We start from the raw sequence: 20010 nt of genomic DNA on the forward strand, positions 1-20010 counted from the left end.
AATGAGACAGCCCCCTGGTGTTGAGCTTGGGGGCTTCTCGTTTGCGCCTTCCCCCACTTATATCAAGTCCGGTTGCATGGTTATTGTATAGGAGGGGGGCGGGTTTATTTCACCCTTTCGTTGTGTCGCAAATATTTCGGGTGAACCCGCCCCTACAAAGATAACAACCCATGCTATGGGACATGATATCACTCCTGTTGCTAAACTCAAAATAAAGCAGGAGGCATCATGGGCAATCTACTCCTTATCGAATCCCCCGGCAAAATCAAAAAGCTCAGCCAAATCCTGGGCACCGGCTGGACAGTCAAAGCCAGCATCGGTCACATCCGCGAGCTAGCAAATGATGGCCAGGACGCTCTCGGCTTCGACCTGGAAGGCGATCGCGTTCACTGCCGGTACGAACCCAGAGGCGATCGCGGCAGGAAGGTACTCGCAGAACTGCGCCAAGCCGTAAAGCAAGCCACAGAAGTCTACATCGCCACCGACCCCGACCGCGAGGGCGAGACAATAGGCTGGCACCTCGCCCAAGAATTGCGCCTGCAGCAACCCAAGCGCGTCACCTATACTGAAATTACCAAACCGGCTGTTACCGCCGCAATCGCCAATCCCAGAACCCTCGACGCCAACTTAATCGCAGCCGGTCGCGCTCGCGATTGCCTCGACAAACTTGTCGGCTACAAAGGCAGCAAACATGTGGTTTGGGCGCTAAAAAACGGTGCGAAATCAATGGGGCGAGTCCAGAGCGCCACCCTGCACCTGATTTGCCTGCGCGAGAGAGAAATTCAATCCTTTAAACCCCAAGATTACTGGAGCGTTTGGGTTGACTACGCAGAAGGCTTTCGCGCACTCTACCGGGGGAGTTTGAGCGAAACAGAAAATCCCACCGGCTCTCACGATGACGCTGCTGAATCTGCCGAAACCTTCAAACCAGAATCCGAGCGCGTTTTAAGCCAAGCAGAAGCCGACCGGCTGGTGGAAATCGCCCGCACTCACCCCCACCAAGTCGTCAAACTCGAAAGCAAAACCGCCAGCTCACCCCCACCGGCACCCTTCATCACCTCAACCCTCCAGCAAGCTGCCGGTGCCAAATTGCGCTTCTCGCCAGAAACCACCATGAAAGTCGCCCAATCTCTTTATGAGGCGGGGCACATTACCTACATGCGCACCGATTCTGTCGCGCTTTCCGAGCAATTTTGCGCCGCTGTCCGCAAATACCTGCAACAGCACGACCCCAGCAATCTTCCCAACACCCAAACAAGACATCGCTCCAGTCACAGCGCACAGGAAGCCCACGAGGCAATTCGCCCCACCGATGTCTTCCAAACTCCCCAGAAATTATCCCTGCAATTAACATCTGACGAAGCCAAACTCTATGACTTGATTTGGCGGAGAGCCGTCGCCTCTCAGTGCTGTCCCGCTCAGCTGGGGAAAACCCGCATTATCACCCAGTCCGGCTCAGTTTTTTGGGAAGCCAGAGGGCAAGTTCTCCTGTTTACAGGCTATACTATTTATTGGAATAATATCAGCGGGGATTCCCAACTCCCCACCGTGCGGCAGGGGCAGACGCTGAAACTCAAGAAAGCCGGTGCTGACAAGAAACAAACCCAGCCGCCGCCGCGCTATACCGAGCCAAAACTCGTGCAGCTGATGGAGCGCAAAGGCATAGGCCGGCCCAGCACTTATTCTCCCACAATCAAGACGCTTAAAGAGCGGGAATATGTGCAACTGTCGAAAAGCATATTGCAGCCAACTCCACTCGGCATGGAGCTGGATGCTGTTTTAGAGCGCGTGCTTCCAGACTTGATCCAAGCGGATTTTACCGCACAAATGGAGCAGCAATTGGATGCCATAGCCGCCGGCAAGCTGGACTGGGAGCGCTATTTAACCGGCTGGAACCGGGAGTATTTCTCACCGGCAATCGCCCGCGCCGTTGCAGAAATCAGAAAAGGCGTGCCGGTGAGTTCCTTTGCGACGCAAGAGACTGCCAGCTTTGCGGAAAAGAAAAAGAGCAAGCCGGTGAATTCCTTTGCGATCGATGACAGTGCGAGATTGGAGCAAATGAAAAAGGAAAAGCCGGTGAATCCTTTTGCCAGTGAAGACAGCGGAAACGCTACCAAAACCAAAAAGAGAAAGCCGGCGAGTTCCTCTCGGAGTAAAAGCGATGGAACCGCTGCGAAGACAAAAAAGAAGAAGCCGGCGAGTTCCTCTTCCAGTCAGGGAAATGGCACCCCACCGGCAGCGCCGTCAGGAGTCCAATGTCCCCACTGCGGACATGCGATGACAAAGGTTTTCTCCAAGTCAGAGAAAATGAAAGCCGACCACTTCCTCAGCTGTGATAAAATGCAAAATGGGTGTGGGGCGGTGATGTTCTTGAATGTAAAAACCGGCAGCTACGAACTCCCCTACTCGCAACGCGCGCAGACACCCAAACCCGACTCACCGGCACCGCCGGCACCGCCAGCATCAGAGTATCCCTGTCCGCTGTGCGGCACCCCTCTGGAGCGCTACGAGTACACTAAGGAGGGGCAAACTAAAGTCATGTGGCGCTGTTCCAACCCCGAAACTAAGCGGACGAGCTGCCAAGAAGTAGCTTTTTTTCTGACCTATCGGGGGGGGTGGTGGTCCCCTAAATTTGGGGAGCTATCTCAGGCAAAGCCGGTGAATTCCTTTGCGAGCGAAGACAGTGAAACCCCAGCCAAAACGAAAAAGAAGAAGCCGGCGAGTTCCTCTCCCAGTCAGGGAAATAGCACCCCACCGGCACAGCCGGCAGGAGTCCAATGCCCCCACTGCGGACATCCGATGACAAAGGTTTTCTCCAAGTCAGAAAAAATGAAAGCCGACCACTTCCTCAGCTGCGATAAGATGCAAAATGGGTGTGGGGCGGTGATGTTCTTGAATGTAAAAACCGGCAGCTACGAACTCCCCTATTCGCAACGCACACAGACACCCAAACCCGACTCACCGGCATCACCGGCATCACCGGCAGCAGAGTATCCCTGTCCGCTGTGCGGCACCCCTATGGAGCGCTACGAGTACACTAGGGAGGGGCAAACTAAAGTCATGTGGCGCTGTTCCAACCCCGAAACTAAGCGAACTAGCTGCCAAGAAGTGGCGTTTTTTGAGAGCCGGCGGGGTGGGTGGTGGTCCCCTAAATTTGGGGAATTATCTCCTCCCAAACCGTAACCGCGATTTGGGATTGCCGGTGGGTGAACCAGGAACCCGTAGGGTGCGTTCCCTAAGAGGGAACGCACCCTACCCCCGGCTATCTGCCGGTCGGTGACATAGCAGTTCTAAATGATTTGCGCAACCGCTGGGTTCCCAGAAACCCGGTTTCTTTAAGAAACCGGGTTTCTGAAATTTACACGAACGCTATAATATCAGGGGCATAAGCTGATATATTGGGATTTGTGCTATTATATTTCAAAGGATGATTCGCTGTCAATCCCCGATGCTGCGGGTGCGACGCTCAACTGTCCTTGACCTTAGTTCGTGCCGGTAAAAATCTCATGTTTATTGAAGAAATCAATCAAAAGCTGAACAGTTTACCTACCAGAAGAATCAAAATAAACCCGGATACTGTCCTGGGCTCTTATGTAGAGCTGGCTCCGGAACGGGTGAAGCTAGAAGATGCGGAAAAGGCAATCAAAGACGTTCTCGCCTCTTCAGACTTTTCTGGAATCACTACCTTACTGCCAGACCTTTACGAAACACTAAAGATTCAATTGAGACAGCTGCCGGCAGTAAAAGTTAAACACAATCCCCTCGCCCAGTACAATCAAAAAGCTACTCTGGCTCTCACAGAAGACTATGTTGAGATTGCTGAGGTGCGGGCATTAGTGGAGGGTGTGAGGAGCCAATTAGCAGCCATTGAGAGTTTGCTAATAGACGCTTACAGGATGTTGCTCACCCTGAAAGAAGCGCGGCTGCCCGAAGGACTCGACAGCAAATCAGTGGAGCCGGCACCCCCTCTCAAAGGAACGCAAAAAGATGTAGAAATCGCTTTAGAAATTAGGGAGTCATTTGTCGAGGAAATCGCTCAACAAAAGAACTCGGGTACTTTTCCTCCTAAAATCCTCTCATACATCCAGGCGCAAAGCTATCAAATCACCTCCGCCGCTTGGTGGTGCAAGAATCAGCACCGGCTCCCTTTAGCCGCTCTCAGCAAAGTTAACCAAGCTTTGGATAAGGAATTGCTTTCCCACTGGCTGCCACCGAGCTGAATTCGGACATTCGCATTCGGTACTGAGAAACCCGGTTTCTTAAAGAAACCGGGTTTCTGGGCCATAGTTTATCCAACTGAGAACCGCTATAATGCTGCTTGTTGAAGAAAGGAGGCAGAGCCTCCAGAGTCTCGTTCCCAGGCGGGAGCCTGGGAACGAGTAATTAACCCCATGCCCCATGCCCCATGCCCATTGCCCCATACCCATTGCGTCAGCGATTCATCAAACGCATTGCTGATTCTGGATAGCGCTCACCGGCAGCCACCCCCTTGGGCGCAACTTCCTCAATGCGCTGCAAATCTTCTGGCGTCAGATCCACTTCCACCGCAGCGATATTATCCTCCAAATACTGTCGCCGCTTCGTGCCCGGAATGGGAACAATATCCTCGCCCTGCGCCAGCACCCATGCCAGAGCCAGCTGTGCCGGCGTGCGCCCTTTCTCGGCAGCTATTTCCTCAATGCGCCGCACCACTTCCAGGTTTTTCTGAAAGTTTTCGCCTTGAAAGCGCGGCGCGTAGCGGCGGTAATCATCAGCCGCCAAATCATCGAAACTTTTGATTTGGCCGGTCAAAAATCCCCGTCCGAGAGGGCTGTAAGCAACAAAGCCTATGCCGAGTTCCCGACAGGTGGCAAAAATTTCGTCTTCCGGATCGCGACTCCACAGGGAATACTCAGTCTGCAGTGCGGCAATGGGATGCACCGCACACGCGCGGCGCAGGGTTGCTGGCGAGGCTTCCGAAAGTCCTAAATACCTCACTTTTCCTTCCTGAACCAGTTGAGCCATCGCCCCGACAGTTTCCTCAATCGGCGTTTCCGGATCGACTCGGTGCTGGTAATACAAATCAATGGTTCCCACACCCAGCCGGCGCAAACTTCCCTCACACGCCTCCCGCACGTATGCCGGTTTCCCGCTGAGCCCGCGAAAACTTTTGTCCGCACCTCTAACAAAGCCGAACTTGGTCGCGACAGTCACGCCCTCGCGGCGGTCCCGAATCGCTCGCCCGACGAGCTCCTCATTCGTGAATGGCCCATACAAATCAGCGGTGTCAAGAAAGGTTATCCCCAAATCCAGCGCTCTGTGAATGGTGGCAATAGATTCAGCATCATCCCGGTTGCCATAAAACTCCGACATCCCCATGCAACCCAAACCGATTGCTGAGACGGTTAACCCGCTGCGGCCTAATTGTCTTGTCTTCATGGTTTACTGTTTCGTGAGGGTATTACTTACAGTTTAGCAGAAATCTGTAGCTGACGCGCACCCTACTTCTGGCGCACCGGAATAGAAATCGCGAACTCCGCCCCCTGTCCCGGCGCTGAAGTGCAAGTCAGCGATCCGCCGTGCCTTTCCACCACAATAGAGTGGGAAATCGCCAGCCCCAAGCCAGTGCCCTTGCCCACCGGCTTCGTAGTAAAAAAGGGGTCAAAAATCCTCGACCGCACTTCCTCCGCCATCCCCGGGCCGGTGTCAGCAATAGAAATCACAACAAATTGGGAGCTGGGCGTGGGGGATTGGGCATGGGGCGCTGGTAATTGCTCTTCTCCCCCGCGCCTTATTGAAGTGCGAATCCGAATCATAGGGCACTTACTGCTGGGCGTGGCGTGTTGCGGTTCTGCCCCATGCCGCATTTCCAGGGCGTCAATCGCATTGGCGAGCAAATTCATAAATACCTGGTTCAGCTGACCGGCATAGCACTCAACTAAAGGCAGTTTGCCATAGTCTTTAATCACCTGAATGCCAGGACGGTCCGGCTTTCCCTTCAGGCGGTTTTGCAGGATCAGCAGCGTGCTGTCGATGCCCTCATGAATATCCACCTCTTTCATTTCCGCTTCATCCAGCCGCGAGAACGTGCGCAGCGAAAGCACAATCTCGCGAATCCGCTCAGCTCCCACCTTCATCGAATCCAGCAGTTTGGGCAAATCCGCCATCATGAACTCTAAATCGATCGCTTCCATTTCCTCTCGGATTGCCGGTGTGGGGCTGTATTGCATTTGATACAGGTACACCAGCTTCAGTAAATCGTCCGTGTACTGGCGGGCGTAGGTGAGATTGCCGTAGATAAAATTAACCGGGTTATTAATTTCGTGGGCCACCCCGGCCACCAGCTGCCCCAAACTGGAGAGTTTCTCGCTCTGAATCAGCTGGGTTTGCGTGAGTTTTAGCTCGCGCAGAGTAACTTCTAGCTGCTGCGCTTGCGCACGGGCTTCCGCTGCGGCGGCGCGGGTTTGGGCCAGGAGCCGGCTTTGGTTAATTGCCACCGTCAGCTGAGCCAAAACCGCTCGCATCAACTCCACCTCACTCTCACTCCAAGGGCGAATTTCACTGTGATGCCCGCAGCTGACCGAGCCAATTTCACCGCTTTGGGTTTGCAGGGGCATTGCCAGCACAGAGGTGAAGCCTAGACTGAGCAGTAAATGCCGCATTTGTCGGTCGGGAAATGCTGTGACATCATCGCAGTGGAGGATTTCCAAATTCTGGAACAGATCGGCAAACAGACGCACTTGTTCAAAGGAATAATACCCCGTATAATCAGGAAAAGCTGAGTCTCTCGCTTCGCAGACGACTTGGGCGTAAGGGGGGGCGGCATCATATCGAAACCAGACGAAATGACAGCGGTCAATCTGTAGCAGGTTGCGGATTTCGCTGACAGCCGCTTGCAGGATAGTATCCAAGTCAAGGGAGTTGCGAATCTGGCTCGCCAGACGGTAGATCAGGGCTTCCCGCTGCGCCTGCTGCCGCAATTGCGCTTCTGCCCGCTTGCGCTCTGTGATGTCGGTCGTGATGCCGATCAGACCCACAATATTGCCTTCGGCATCTTTGATGGCGTCAGCCCGCGTTAAAACCTGTATCCGGCGACCGCTCTTGGTGCGCTTCGTAACTTCCCCACTCCAAGAATTCCCACTCATAATTGTCTCAAAAACCTGCCGCCCCACAGCTAGGTCGGCAAAGACAGCCGGGATGCCACCGGCAGCGTTGAATTCCTCGACGGTTTCGTATTCAAACACCTGGGAGAACGCCCGGTTTTGATAAATGTGGGTGCCGGTGGCATCCGCCATGCCAATCGCGTCGCTGGAACTTTCCACCGCTTTGCTAATTCGCAGCAGCGCTTCTTCTGAAAGCTTGCGCTCAGTAATGTCGCGCACAATCACCAGCGCTTCATCTTCCCCGCTGGCAACAATCCGCGCCTCGTAATCGCGCATTTTTCCCCCCTGCGGCAGCTGGTATTCCAGGATTTGCGTCTCCCCAGAAGTTAGCGCCGCACGGATGGCGTCGAGCGACTGCTGAGCGAACTCTGGCGGAAACAGCACGCCGACATTTTTACCGATCAATTCACTAGCGGGGACTGCGGCGCGAACCCCTTTCGCCTCCATCATGTCCAGATAGGTGCCATCAGAGCTCATGCGCAGCATTAAATCCGGGATGGCTTTCAGAAAAGCTCGATTGCGAGCCTCACTTTTTTGCAGCGCCTCCTGCGCCTGCATGCGCTCGCCAATTTCCTGCTGCAGCCGCTCAAAAGCTTTCCTCAACTGGGCTGTGCGCTGCTCAACTCGCACTTCCAACTCTTGATTCGCTGCTAGCAGGGCTTCTTCGCTGTGGCGCAGCTGCTCCTCAACCCGCCGGCGCTCGCTGATTTCCCGGCGCAGCTTAGTCAGCGCCACCGCCATATCAGCGCGGCTCGCTCCGTCTGTTTCCAGCAGCTGTTCGATCTCTTCTTCGATGGAGCGATCGCAAGGGCGCACCCAAAACTCGTCGCACTCATCCCCATTGGCAATAAAAGCGGTTTGCGTAGCCCAGCAGTTCGTCTGGAACAGCTTGGAACACAGTCCCGCCATTTTGCCGGCAATCAGCCCGCTTCCCCAGCACTCGCCCAGGGCTTTTTGGTAGCGCCCCTCCCAGCTGTCGCCGATCCGGAAGTGGGCTTCCTGGCGCTGCCGGTCGAGCTCGACGAGCTGCCAATTCCCCCAGCCTCCCACACTGGCAACCTTGGCGAGGGCGGCGAATCCCGTTTGGAAATCCTCAAACTGGGAAATCACCTGCCAGTCTTTCTCAACGCTATTGCGCCCTTCACTCTGAAGCGCCAAACCAAACCGCTTGGTGCCCACCATCGCCCGCACGCCGGCCATTAAACTCGCTATCGTCGTATCCAGCCACATCATGGTCATCGGAGCGCTCTCGATGGTGCAAGTCCCCCGCTCCAGATTCCATTCCAGGTTAACACCGGCAACCTGGATCTGAAACGCCCTGCAACCTGCCGGCACCCCCTGCGATTCCTGCGCCACCGCCAGAGAGGGAGCCGGTGCTAGGGCTTGCAGTTGATGAACCTGCTGGCGCAGCTGTCCCAACTCGTCAATCAGCTGCTGTTTGGTTTTTTCACTATCTTTCACTTGGCTCTCCGGCATAAGCACAATTGCTCGACAGGCATACAGTCCGCTCTCCTTGTATTTTTGCACGAGCCAGCCAGCTGTTTAATCTTTTTGTGGGACTTTAAACGAGCGTCGGGCTTCAGGTTTAATAGTTTAATCGCGCATCTTTCTTCGGATGTGTGCGGGTATTTTTAAAAAAAGTTAAAGCGAAGATATCCCACCCCTTAGAGGTGCCGGTGGGCCGTTTGTAGTTGGGCTAATGCCCCACCGCCCCGTTTGTAGTTGGGCTAATGCCCCACCGCCCGCCCCACCGCAACACCGCACCCCGGAACCCCGGCACCCATGAGATAAAAAATTATTTAAACGGATTTTCCCACAGGCTCCCTGCGGCCACAGGGGCCAGCCGGCACGCCACCGGCACAACGCGCCACGGGCGGAAGCGCATCCCATCCCCAGCTCCTCTACTTTAGGATAAAATCAACCGTCTACCCACCAACAGTCATGACCCAAACAGAGCAAATACTCTCGCAACTGCCCGGGGACGTCCTGGGAGGGCTGCGACGCGCTGACCGCCTCTGGCAAGCTCTCAGAGAAAATACGGCAGCGGTGCCGGTGGCGGTCCAACACAGCCTGCAGCCTCTGGGAGAAGCCGACTGGGACATCACAATCTGCGGTGGCACTCTGGGCATTTTCATCGGTGCCGCTTTGGCGCTGCGGGGGTGGAGAGTGGCGCTGCTCGAGCGGGGGATTCTGCGCGGCAGAGCCCAAGAGTGGAACATCTCCCGCAAAGAGCTGGAGGTGTTTCTGGAACTCAACCTGCTGGCAGACGCCCAGCTGTCGCAAGCGATCGCATCCTCGTACAGCCCCGCCCGCGTCAGCTTTCTCAATGGCCCAGAAATCTGGGTGCGAGATGTTTTAAATATCGGCGTCGATCCAGTATTTCTCCTCGACGCCCTCAAGTCGCGATTCCTGCAAGCCGGCGGGCAACTGTTTGAAAATACGCCTTTTGAATCAGCTGCAGTTCACCCAGATGGTGTTATAATAAATACGGGCAGCGGCAGCAATTTCAAAACGCGGCTGTTAATTGATGCGATGGGTCATTTTTCCCCCATTGTGCGGCAGGCGCGGCGGGGAGAAAAACCCGATGGCGTCTGCTTAGTTGTCGGCAGTTGCGCCCTCGGCTTTCCCCAAAATGACACCGGCGATTTGATCGCTTCCCTCACGCCGGTGCAGCACCAGTGCCAGTATTTTTGGGAAGCCTTCCCAGCGCGAGACGGGCGCACCACCTATTTATTTACCTACCTCGACGCTCACCCAGAACGCTTCAGTTTGGAGTTTCTCTTTGAGGAGTACCTGCGTTTGCTGCCCCAATATCAAGGCGTGGGAATTGACCGGCTGCAATTTCAACGGGCGCTATTTGGCTTGTTTCCCTCCTACCGGCAAAGCCCTTTGCAAATGCCTTGGAGCCGCATTTTGCCGGTAGGCGACAGCAGCGGGTGCCAGTCTCCCGTGAGTTTTGGCGGGTTTGGGGCGATGCTGCGCCATTTGCCGCGCTTAACTGCTGGAATTGACGAGGCGCTGCGCGCAGAAGAATTGAGCCAGCCGGCACTGGCGCTGCTGCAACCTTACCAGCCAAACCTGTCAGTAACTTGGCTGTTCCAGCGGGCGATGACTGCCGGTGTCGGGCAGAACATTGACCCCGATGCGATTAACCGGCTCCTCTCTGGGGTGTTTGCGGTGATGGAAGGGCTGGGAGAGCCGGTGATCAAGCCATTTCTGCAAGACGTGGTGCAGTTTCCGGCGCTGTCGCAAACCCTGTTCAAAACAGCACTGGCGCACCCTCAATTAGTCGCCAAAATCATCCCGCAAGTGGGAGCGATCGCTTTACTCGACTGGCTGCGCCATTACATTAACCTCGGCATTTACAGCGCCCTGTCTCCCCTCGGAAAGGCGCTGGAACCCCGGCTAAAAACTCTGCCACCGGCACACCAATATTATATGCGGCGCTGGATTGATGCCTGGATGTTTGGCTGTGGGGGCGATTATCTCAAATCTGCCCCTACCGTTGATTAACAGTACCAGAAAACCGGTTTCTTTAAGAAACCGGGTTTCTCTGTACTATAGAGAAAGTAGGGTGCGTTCCGCAGGAACGCACCCCACTCCTAAGGCACTTCCCGGAGATACTTTATCCAGTACGCCGCAGCCACTCCCCAGATGGCGTTGAATAAAATTACAAAAAGCGGGGTTGTGAGCCCGAGATTTAATCCCATCATCCCCTGATTAGCTTTATAAGGAAACACGACAAACAGCTGCACAACTGTTGGGGCGAGGCTCAACAGCAGCCCTTTGATGAGAGGGCGAGCCGGGAGATTTGGGATCGGGAAGAGAAATCCCCACAATCCGCCCCAGACAATTCGAGGGTAGAGCCATTCGGGGGTGAGTGCCGGTGAGATCCGCGCCCCAAGCGCTGCGGTGAGTCCTAACGCGCCGAACAGCCAAAGCGCCAGACTGTTCGCCAGCGCTCCTAAAGAGCCGGCGGAAAAAAATAGGGTCAGTTGTTTGGCCAGGTTTTTCATACCAGTTTTTTTTCTTATTATTATAACCTATAGGGTGCGTTCTGCAGAGCAGACCGCTACAGGAGTGGTCTCTACAAGATCCCGGATTCAAAAGTGACACGCACCCGAATGAATCCTCTTTCCGTCTGGCGATGGGGGTTGGGGGTGGCGTGGCTGGGTTAAAGTTATTTATAACAATTATATAGAACTCAACCATGAGAAACAATCCACCGCCATCCGCTCCTCCGCCTCCAGAAACTGCGGCATCGAGAAAATGGTGGGCTATGCTGGGCGTGGGGCTGGGCGTGCTGATGTTCACCTTGGACACCAGCATCGTCAACATCGCCCTCCCAACTCTTGCTAACACACTCCGCACGAACTTCGCCACTATCCAGTGGGTAGTTTTGAGCTACCTGCTCGTTCTCACCGCCTTGGTACTCGGCGCAGCGAGGTTGGGCGACATGTTTGGCAAAAAGCGGCTGTACCTCAGGGGTTTAATCTTGTTTACAATCGCCTCCTTGCTGTGCGGGATTTCTCCCAGTGTTGAGTGGCTGATTGGCTTTCGGGCGCTTCAGGGGCTGGGCGGCGTGTTTATTTCGGCGCTAGGCTCTGCTATAATTGCTGAAGTCTTCCCCGCATCAGAGCGCGGGCGGGCGCTGGGGATTGTTGGCGCGGCGGTGTCGCTGGGAATCGCCCTCGGTCCCACGGTGGGGGGGCTGCTGATAGGGCTTTCCGGCTGGCGTTTGATATTTTTGGTGAACGTGCCGGTGGGGATATTTGCCAGTTTCATCATTGTGCGTTTCGTACCGGCATTGGCTGGAGCCGGCACTCACCAGCGCTTTGACTGGCTGGGGGCGGCGATCGCAACGGTGATGCTGCTTTGCTTCGCGCTGGGGATGACGCAAGGGCAGCTCGAAGGTTTTGGCAGCAGCAAAGCCCTGACGCTGCTTGCCATTTCAGCGCTAAGCTTGGCGGCTTTTTTGGCAATTGAAGCTCGCATCTACCAGCCGATGCTCAACCTGGAAATGTTTCGCAACCCCGAATTTAGCTTGAGCTTGCTGATGGCGGTGCTGGTGTTTGTGGTAATCGCCGGCACTATTTTTATTATGCCTTTTTTCTTGGAATTGGCGCTGGGCTATCCGGCGCAGCGTACCGGTTTGCTGCTGGCGGTTTCGCCAGTTTTGGGCGGGATTGTGGCACCTTTCTCTGGGTCTTTGTCTGACCGCTTTGGCTCGCGTATAATCAGTTTAATCGGGCTGTTGCTGATGGTGGTGGGGTGCCTGCTCATCAGTACCTTTGACGGGAGGCTGACTGAACTGGGGTATATTGTGCGGATTGCGCCGTTTGGGATTGGGTTGGGGATGTTCCAGTCGCCGAATAACAGCGCAATTTTGGGAAGTGTGCCGAAAGAAAGACTGGGCATCGCTTCCGGGTTGATGTCACTGTCGCGCACCTTAGGGCAAACAGCCGGTTTGCCGCTGATGGGCGCTTTGTTTGCGGCTTTGAGCCTCAGCAGTGCCGGTTTGCCGCAAACTGCCAATCTCACTGCCGCGCCGGCTGAGGCGCTAGTTTATGGGGTGGGGGGTACTTTTCGGATTGCGGCTGCGATTCTTTGTGTAGCGGCGGTATTGACGGCTGTTGTCTGGAAGTTGGAGCAAAGAGTGCGGGAGGCGGCTCGGTAATGTCAACTGCAGATAGACGCTGATAGACGGCGAAGTAGATGGCGGTTGCATCTGCGTTAATCTGCGTTAATCTGCGTTAATCTGCGGTTAAGATATAGCGGCTCTCATCTGAGTGAGGTACTGAGAAACCCGGTTTTTTTAAGAAACCGGTTTTCTGGCATGTACTTCACTGAAAACTGCTATAAAAGGAGGCAAAATCGGATTTAAATCGAGATAAAATCCCCTCCATCGAGTAGGGAAACATCAACTCCGGGCAGTACAGCCAGGACTGAATTTGTGGTAAGATTGATAATCTGTGCGCCAGACGCGCCTTGAGAGAAGCCGAGCTGCTGGAAAGATAAACCGGCAGTTAGGCCAATTAAATCTTCTGCATCGCTGTAGTAAAAGATGTCTGTCGCGTCTCCTCCTAGGAAATACACATCATTGCCGGCACCGCCGGTGAGGGTGTCGGCACCCAAGTCTCCGGAGAGCCAATCATCACCGGCTTCTCCCAAAAGAGAGTCATTACCTGCGCCGCCATTCACCGTGTCGTCGCCGTCGCCGCCGAAGACAATATCGTTGCCTTTATTGCCGTTAACCATGATATCATTACCGGCACCTCCGGTAAGGGTATCATTTCCTTGACCTCCCACAGCAACGTCGCTGCCGGCATCGCCGCTGAGGGAATCACTGCCGGCATTTCCGCTGACAAAATCATCGCCGGCACCGCCGCTAAGAGTGTCGTTGCCTCCCAGCCCCAGTATTATATCACTGCCGGTGGTGCCGGTGAACGCATCACTGCCCTCTGTGCGGAGATGAACAGGAGATCCAGTAAATGTTGGGGTGGGATTGGGTGCCGGCACCGGATTGACTTGACCATTGACGGGCGAGCCAAAATCCTGTGTCCAGTAGTGGTGCCAATTCTGGCTGCCGGTATCGTTTTTTAGCAAGTAGTAGCCAATCCCAATTTCCTTATAATTGGGATTGAGAATATTCTGCCGGTGACCATCGTTGGGAGGAGTTTCGTTGAACCAGGCGTCTACGACTTCCTCAGGGTTGGAGTAGCCCCAACCAACATTTTCCCCAGCAAATGAGTATTTATAGCCGGCCCGATTGATGCGGTCGTTTGTCGATGATCCATCCGCTCCTTGGTGCCCGATAAAGTCATTGAGTGCCATATCCCGGCTGTGATCTTGGGCGGATGCAGTCAGCTGGGCATTTAACGTCAGTGGGGCCAAACCAAACTGGCTGCGATATAAATTGGTGCGCGCTAGAAGGCGATAGATAAAGTTTTCGTTCACAAGAAATGGCTCCTCAGGGGGAGAAAGTTTTGCGTTTTGTCGGTAAATGCACGCAACTTACAGCCGGCACCCTCGCGATCTGTGCCGCGCTGCAATAATCTCGCACCCTAACTCCCCCCTCCGTTTTCTCACCGGCGCGGGAGTGTGCGCAGACGAGACGCCGGCGCACACCACTGCGGGGGACATTTAGATGATGTGTTATTGGATAGATAGATGCTTGCTTTCGTCTCACCGGCTTCTGTGGCGGTTGGGGATTGCCTCTCCCGACGAACTCCGCCACAAGCCAGAGCACCCTCATCTCTCTGGGTGAGCGCACTAATACTATAGCACAAGTTGGCAGATCGCTCGCACAGAGAACGGCTCTGCCTTGAAAAGGTTCGTAGTTGGGCTTTAGCCCTACCTGATCTCCCGCGCTCCAGCCAACTTTTCATTGGTGGCGGTGTGCGAAGTTCATCGTGACTGCTTCCTTTCTACAATATAGCGGTTTTCAGTTGGATGAAGTACATGCCAGAAACCCGGTTTCTTTAAGAAACCGGGTTTCTCAGTACCTCACCTCGGATGAAAACCCCTATAAGCCGTCACCGGCACACCTATTGAGGATACGCCCTGAAGCTGGAGGCAACCCGAATCTATTTATATTGAGATAAAATCCCCGGCATCGAGTAGGGACACATCCACTCCGGGCAGTACAGCCAGGACTGAATTTGTGGTAAGATTGAGAATCTGTGCGCCAGCCGCGCCTTGAGAGAGGCTCAGCTGCTCGAAAGATAAACCGCCGGCTAAGCCGAGATAATCTTCTGTATCGTCGTAGTAACAAATGTCAGTGGAGTCTCCTCCGACAAAATACACATCACTGCCGGCACCGCCAATCAGGGTGTCTGCGCCCAAATCTCCGGAGAGCCAATCATCGCCGGCTTCTCCGAAAAGGGAGTCATTGTCTCTACCGCCATTTACCGTATCGTTGCCGTCACCGCCAAACACTTGGTCGCTGCCTTTATTGCCGTTAACCATTAAATCATTGCCGGCACCTCCGATAACGATATCATCTCCTTGACCGCCTACAACAATGTCGTCGCCGCCATCGCCGGTGATGTAATCACTGCCGGCATTTCCACTGAGAACATCAGCGCCTGCTGCGCCGATTACGGTGTCATTGCCTCCCAGCGCTATTATTGTATCAGTGCCGGTAGTGCCGGTGAGTGTTTCACTGCCATCTGTACCGACGATAACACGGTCAGCGGGCGTTGTTCCTTGGGCACTTTCGGCGGGAGTGCCGGTGGGGTCAGTTTCTTCGCCGAACCACAAAGCTGCATATCCTTTATAAATGCCGACGCCTAAAGCGTTCCACTGCCGGTTTTGCCAAATCCCTTGATTCAGGATGACTTGGTTGTGGGCGGGGCTGTTTTTCCAGGATTCTAGGGCTTCTTCTGCTGAGATTGAACTGCCCGCTGTCCAGACAAAATTTTCGTAACCGTTCCCCGGATAGCCGGTGTTTAACCGTTGGGGAGCCTGCCACATATTAGGCCAAGTGCTTTGATTGTTAGGGTCATAAGCAGCGTCACTCCAGGAATGTGGGCTGATAGAGTCGCGCTGGGGCGAATTAACGTAATCAAGGTTTTCTGCCACATCTTGCACGTGGCGGTTGGCAACGGTGGTGAGCGCTTTGGAAGCGGGTATCGCCGGCAGCCCATTTTGAGCGCGATACTCATTGATTAAATTGTAAAGTTTTACTTCTTCCGATTCCAGACCGTCTCCCGGAAGGTTTGAGTATAGGTCTACTGCCATAAGTTTAGCCTCCTCAGGCTGAAAAAATCTAAAAAATAGCGCTCCACCGGCATTATCCACCCAGTCACAGGTGTCGGTTCCGGTGGTGGGAATCGGCGCACTCCCACCGGCAATCTAGTCGCTACCCCCAGTCGGAGAAGTGGGTGCCGGTGGCCGGTTCTGGCGTGGGCGCGGGTGGCCGGTGTTGGCGCGACATCAATTAAATCCTGGCCATCTTTAAAGTCCGCAATTACATCCGCCTGTGCCAGCGCCGCCCCACCGGCACTGGTGCTGATAGAGAACCTGTCATTTCCATCCCCGCCGGGAACGGGTATCCGCACCCAAGTTCCCATAGAGAAAGTCATTCCCGCTATCCCCATAAAGGAGGTCATTGCCTTTACCCCCCGCAGCGTATCACTGTCTTGGCCACCATAAAGCGTGTCATTCCATTGCCAAAGAGCAAGTCATCTCCCTGGTTGCCGAACACCAAGTCATCGCCGTCGCCCCCCAGTCCCGTATCCTTGCCCAATTGGCCATAAACAATGTCGTTACCGCCCTCGCCAGACATCTGGTCTGCCTCTTTGCCGCCGCCGGCGGTATCATTGCCCTCACCCCCACACACCGTATCATTGCCCTGGTTGCCATTCAGGCAGTCATGCCCTTCATGGCCCATTAAAGTATCCTTCCCTTCTAAACCCAGAATCGTGTCCGCTTCTGGGGATTGACTGAGGAAGTCGTTACCTGGTGTGCCGGTTCTCGTTGACATTTTTTCCATTGTATGCTAATCATTGTTCAAACCAGCTGCAATGCAGTTGGCCAAGCCAGTCTGTGCTATCTCGATTTCTCGCGATAACAGCTTATTGGGTTTAATTTGTGCGCAAACACACTCTAACTTAGGTAATTGCCGGTCATCCCATAACCTACGTTAGGAATTTCGTTAGGATTTAAGTTATGAAATGCCTGAGGACTCGCAGCAATGGAATCCCCCCCCAATCCAAATGAAGAATTTGCAGACGCCTCAAATCACTGGGATTTACAAAGGCTGTACGCAGATTTGGCGTCTGCAAAACAAGAAGTGGCATCTCGCCCAACAAGAGGGCTGACAGCCGTTGAAAAGCTCCATCTCTGTGGATTGCTTTGCGGTTGCAGTCCCGCCGAAATCGCTCGCCGGCTGCACAAGGACGCCAGGGGAGTAGAAGCAGAGCTGTCAGCAACCCTGTATCGATATATCAAAACGCTGACAGGAAAAAAGCTCAACTCCTGGCAAGATATCGTTCCCTGGCTGGAAGCAGCTGGATATAGAAAGTCATCCCCCCAGCGGTATTACGACTGGGAGAAAGCGCCGGATGTCTCCCTTTTCTACGGGCGCACCGGCGAACTGGCGGCGCTGAAACAGTGGGTTGTGGGCGACAAGTGCCGGCTCGTGGCCATTTACGGCACCGGCGGAATTGGCAAAACGTCTCTGGCGGCAAAGTTGGCTCAGCAGATTCAGAATGAGTTTGAATGTGTCATCTGGCGATCGCTCTCAAACGCCCCACCCCGCGCACAACTCCTGGCTTCCTTACTCGGATTTCTGTCTGACCGGCAGCCCCCTCAAACCACTTTATCTGACCTGCTGGATTTTCTGCGAACTCACCGCACTCTCGTGATACTGGATGGCGTCGAAAACCTCATGGCTGCCGGTCAGTTTGTGGGAAAATACCGAGAGGGCTATCAGGACTATACGGAGCTATTCAAAGTGGCAGGACTGTCAGACCACATAAGCTGCTTCTTGCTCGCCAGTACGGAAAAATCCAGAGAAATTGCTATCTGGGAGGGCAATAGAAACCCCGTTCGATCTTTACAGCTCAAGGGATTGGAAAAGCCTGCCGCATGGGAAATCCTCAGAGAGAGAGATTTAGTTGAAGAAGCCGAATGGGCCAACCTAATCGACCGTTATGGCGGCCATCCCCTAGCCTTGCGTATAGTTGCGGCCACAATTAAAGACGTATTTGCCAACAAATCTTCGGTCTTTCTCAGGGAAACCACATTTCTCGGCGACATCCGAGAAGTCTTGGCCCAGCAGTTCCAGCGCCTTTCTGAATTAGAAAAAAAGGTCATGTACCAGCTGGCCCTCTCAAGAGAGCCGGTTTCCCGCACAGGATTGCGAGAGGGCATTTCCTCCTACGTCTCGTGCGAGGAACTTACCGAGGCGCTGAAATCTTTGGGATGGCGCTCGCTGATTGAAACAGTCACAGAAGACGGAGAAGCTCTTTTCACCCTCTTGCCGGCAGTGAGAAAATATGTTATAAATCAGAACAGCTAAACAGAAAGCCGGTGCGAGCAGCTCTCAGACTGCTCGCTTCCCGCCAAACAAACAAGGCAGCGACAGGGCTTTACAGGTGCGTTCCGTGGCTCCTGCCCCGGAACGCAAAAAGCCGGTGCGATTCCCTATAATATTAAGTTGAAATAGACAGTATTTTCTGTGTGAGAAGGGTTGGCGCTGCCTTATTCAATCCCAAATCCCAAATCCCAAATCTAAAATTGATATGATTCAGCCAGGACTGGTATTGCAAAATCGCTATTGCGTCGTGCGCCCCCTGGGGAAAGGAGGCTTTGGCCACATCTTTGAAGTGGATGACCGGGGCGCGCCAAAAGTTCTCAAGGTTCTGAATCTGGAAAAGTTCTGCGATCCAAAAACAAAAGAAAAAGCCATCTCCCTCTTTCAGCGAGAAGCTGAAGTTTTAAGGCTGCTAAATCATCCGGGCATTCCCAAAGTCAAGCCTGACGGATATTTTACCGCCACAGTAGATGCCGGCACCCTGCACTGCTTGGTGATGGAGAAAATTGACGGACAAAATTTGGAGGAGTGGATCGCGAACAGCGAGAACCACCCGCCCCTCAGGGAAGAGCAAGCCCTTGACTGGTTGAAACAGCTGGCGGGAATATTGCATGAGCTGCACCGGCACCGATATTTCCACCGGGACATCAAGCCTTCAAATATCATGCTGAAACCTGACGGACAGCTAGTATTGATTGACTTTGGGACAGTCAGGGAAGTGACGAACACTTACCTGCTCAAAATCGGCGATCAGGAAGTGACGGGGTTATTTTCAGTCGGTTACGCGCCGGTGGAGCAATTAAAAGGCAAAGCTGTTCCCCAATCGGATTTCCACGCCTTGGGACGCACCTTTGTCCACCTGCTCACTGGAAAACATCCTGACACTTTTCCCCTAAACGATATGACAGGGGAGTTAATTTGGCGAGAGGCTGCGATTCAGGTATCGCCGGCACTTGCTGATTTGATTGACTCGCTGATGGCAATCTTTCCACACGAGCGCCCGCAAAATACCCAAGCGATTTTGCAGCGTCTGGCGAACCTCGAACCCGGGCGGGCGCAAGACCCGCCCCGACAGCGGAATAGCAAGCAGAATCGCTTAAAATTTGGGTTTGGATTAGCGGGGCTGCTGTTGCTGGGCTTCACCGGCATCCAGTTTGCCTTCCCCCAACTCGCCAGGAGGCTCAACGCTCTCGGAGTTGAAAATCACCTCGCCAATAAACCGGGCGAAGCCTCGTCAGATATTAAATGGGCGCTCAAACTAGACCCAGACAACACCGGAGCCAACTACAACAAAGGAATACTTTGCGAACAAGTGCTAAATTTTGACTGCGCCCGATCCCACTACCAGAAAGCCGCACTTCTGGGAAGCGCCGCTGCTTACAGCCAGCTGAGTCGCTTATATATTAGACACGATAAAAACTTTGATGCAGCGGCTGACTTGCTGCAAAAAGGTCTGCAGCTGGTGAGAGACGACCGAGTGAAATACTCCCTGATCAAAAACTTGGGCTGGGCGAGACTTGGCCAAGGTCGCTACGCGGAGGCGAAAGAACACCTGCAAGCTGCGATTCAGCTAGACAGCCGGCGAGTTTCCGCTCACTGTTTGCTCGCCCAAGTGCTGGAAGCGCAAGGGGAAACGCAAACTGCGCTGGCGGAATGGGAAATTTGCCGGCAATATGCAGATAAGAGCAAACCAGATGAGGATCTGTGGTACGATCTGGCACAGCAACGCTTGGCAGCTAGGTTTTAGAAGGACAGGCGAGACGCCTGTCCTACGCCTGGATTTCTGGAGGAGAAGGGAAATCCCCTCTCACTCCCCCTCCGCGCCAG

At 54.1% G+C, this 20010-nt stretch carries 13 protein-coding genes; 6 read left to right on the forward strand and 7 right to left on the reverse strand.

The window, feature by feature from the left end:
• The first annotated feature begins 228 nt into the window (after window positions 1–228).
• Entirely contained in the window at window positions 229–3183 is a 2955-nt protein-coding gene (gene topA / locus OSC10802_RS48440; RefSeq protein WP_017721931.1) for a type I DNA topoisomerase, read from the forward strand.
• A 323-nt stretch (window positions 3184–3506) separates the two neighbouring features.
• On the forward strand, window positions 3507–4220 hold the full coding sequence (locus tag OSC10802_RS0137660) for a hypothetical protein (protein WP_017721932.1): 714 nt from the start codon (window positions 3507–3509) through the stop codon (window positions 4218–4220).
• A 211-nt stretch (window positions 4221–4431) separates the two neighbouring features.
• On the opposite strand, the gene OSC10802_RS0137665 is transcribed toward OSC10802_RS0137660, so the two are convergent.
• A complete protein-coding gene (locus OSC10802_RS0137665) occupies window positions 4432–5418 on the reverse strand; it encodes an aldo/keto reductase (protein ID WP_026099159.1) in 987 nt (328 codons plus the stop codon).
• Window positions 5419–5480: 62 nt separating this feature from the next.
• The gene (locus OSC10802_RS45295; RefSeq protein ID WP_052334394.1) at window positions 5481–8618 is read right to left on the reverse strand and encodes an ATP-binding protein; all 3138 of its coding nucleotides are present in this window, start codon (window positions 8616–8618) and stop codon (window positions 5481–5483) included.
• Window positions 8619–9083: 465 nt separating this feature from the next.
• Between OSC10802_RS45295 and OSC10802_RS0137675 the strand changes: the two genes are divergently transcribed.
• The gene (locus OSC10802_RS0137675) at window positions 9084–10655 is read left to right on the forward strand and encodes an NAD(P)/FAD-dependent oxidoreductase (RefSeq protein ID WP_017721935.1); all 1572 of its coding nucleotides are present in this window, start codon (window positions 9084–9086) and stop codon (window positions 10653–10655) included.
• 89 nt (window positions 10656–10744) lie between these two features.
• Here the strand turns inward: OSC10802_RS0137675 and OSC10802_RS0137680 are convergent, their stop codons facing one another.
• Complete coding sequence (locus OSC10802_RS0137680) at window positions 10745–11158, reverse strand: hypothetical protein (protein WP_017721936.1); 414 nt, start codon at window positions 11156–11158, stop codon at window positions 10745–10747.
• Between the two features lie 194 nt (window positions 11159–11352).
• Between OSC10802_RS0137680 and OSC10802_RS0137685 the strand changes: the two genes are divergently transcribed.
• Window positions 11353–12819: an MFS transporter gene (locus OSC10802_RS0137685; RefSeq protein ID WP_026099160.1), complete on the forward strand. Its 1467-nt coding sequence runs from the start codon at window positions 11353–11355 to the stop codon at window positions 12817–12819.
• Between the two features lie 203 nt (window positions 12820–13022).
• On the opposite strand, the gene OSC10802_RS43650 is transcribed toward OSC10802_RS0137685, so the two are convergent.
• The 4 genes from OSC10802_RS43650 to OSC10802_RS56260 form a co-directional block, all read right to left on the reverse strand.
• A complete protein-coding gene (locus OSC10802_RS43650) occupies window positions 13023–14099 on the reverse strand; it encodes a CAP domain-containing protein (protein WP_017721938.1) in 1077 nt (358 codons plus the stop codon).
• A 633-nt stretch (window positions 14100–14732) separates the two neighbouring features.
• Window positions 14733–15884 (reverse strand): CAP domain-containing protein, encoded by a 1152-nt coding sequence (locus OSC10802_RS45300; protein WP_017721939.1) that lies wholly within the window; start codon window positions 15882–15884, stop codon window positions 14733–14735.
• Window positions 15875–16228, reverse strand: a complete 354-nt coding sequence (locus OSC10802_RS56255; protein ID WP_304412237.1) for a hypothetical protein — start codon at window positions 16226–16228, stop codon at window positions 15875–15877. The genes OSC10802_RS45300 and OSC10802_RS56255 overlap by 10 nt, the downstream gene beginning before the upstream one ends.
• 32 nt (window positions 16229–16260) lie before the next feature.
• A complete protein-coding gene (locus OSC10802_RS56260; protein ID WP_052334396.1) occupies window positions 16261–16638 on the reverse strand; it encodes a calcium-binding protein in 378 nt (125 codons plus the stop codon).
• A gap of 201 nt (window positions 16639–16839) precedes the next feature.
• On the opposite strand from OSC10802_RS56260, the gene OSC10802_RS0137715 reads away from it, so the two are divergent.
• On the forward strand, window positions 16840–18168 hold the full coding sequence (locus OSC10802_RS0137715; RefSeq protein ID WP_017721941.1) for an NB-ARC domain-containing protein: 1329 nt from the start codon (window positions 16840–16842) through the stop codon (window positions 18166–18168).
• Window positions 18169–18391: 223 nt separating this feature from the next.
• Window positions 18392–19930, forward strand: a complete 1539-nt coding sequence (locus OSC10802_RS43670; RefSeq protein WP_017721942.1) for a serine/threonine-protein kinase — start codon at window positions 18392–18394, stop codon at window positions 19928–19930.
• Window positions 19931–20010: the final 80 nt, after the last annotated feature.

The sequence above is a fragment of the Kamptonema formosum PCC 10802 genome, from assembly GCF_000332335.1.
Taxonomy (GTDB): Bacteria; Cyanobacteriota; Cyanobacteriia; order Cyanobacteriales; family Oscillatoriaceae; genus Oscillatoria.

Excerpts from the sequence above, each read along its gene's own strand:
- topA (WP_017721931.1), top strand. The coding sequence starts at position 229 with ATGGGCAATCTACTCCTTATCGAATCCCCCGGCAAAATCAAAAAGCTC.
- OSC10802_RS0137660 (WP_017721932.1), top strand. The coding sequence starts at position 3,507 with ATGTTTATTGAAGAAATCAATCAAAAGCTGAACAGTTTACCTACCAGA.
- OSC10802_RS0137665 (WP_026099159.1), bottom strand. The coding sequence starts at position 5,418 with ATGAAGACAAGACAATTAGGCCGCAGCGGGTTAACCGTCTCAGCAATC.
- OSC10802_RS45295 (WP_052334394.1), bottom strand. The coding sequence starts at position 8,618 with ATGCCGGAGAGCCAAGTGAAAGATAGTGAAAAAACCAAACAGCAGCTG.
- OSC10802_RS0137675 (WP_017721935.1), top strand. The coding sequence starts at position 9,084 with ATGACCCAAACAGAGCAAATACTCTCGCAACTGCCCGGGGACGTCCTG.
- OSC10802_RS0137680 (WP_017721936.1), bottom strand. The coding sequence starts at position 11,158 with ATGAAAAACCTGGCCAAACAACTGACCCTATTTTTTTCCGCCGGCTCT.
- OSC10802_RS0137685 (WP_026099160.1), top strand. The coding sequence starts at position 11,353 with ATGAGAAACAATCCACCGCCATCCGCTCCTCCGCCTCCAGAAACTGCG.
- OSC10802_RS45300 (WP_017721939.1), bottom strand. The coding sequence starts at position 15,884 with ATGGCAGTAGACCTATACTCAAACCTTCCGGGAGACGGTCTGGAATCG.
- OSC10802_RS56255 (WP_304412237.1), bottom strand. The coding sequence starts at position 16,228 with ATGACTTTCTCTATGGGAACTTGGGTGCGGATACCCGTTCCCGGCGGG.
- OSC10802_RS56260 (WP_052334396.1), bottom strand. The coding sequence starts at position 16,638 with ATGGAAAAAATGTCAACGAGAACCGGCACACCAGGTAACGACTTCCTC.
- OSC10802_RS0137715 (WP_017721941.1), top strand. The coding sequence starts at position 16,840 with ATGGAATCCCCCCCCAATCCAAATGAAGAATTTGCAGACGCCTCAAAT.
- OSC10802_RS43670 (WP_017721942.1), top strand. The coding sequence starts at position 18,392 with ATGATTCAGCCAGGACTGGTATTGCAAAATCGCTATTGCGTCGTGCGC.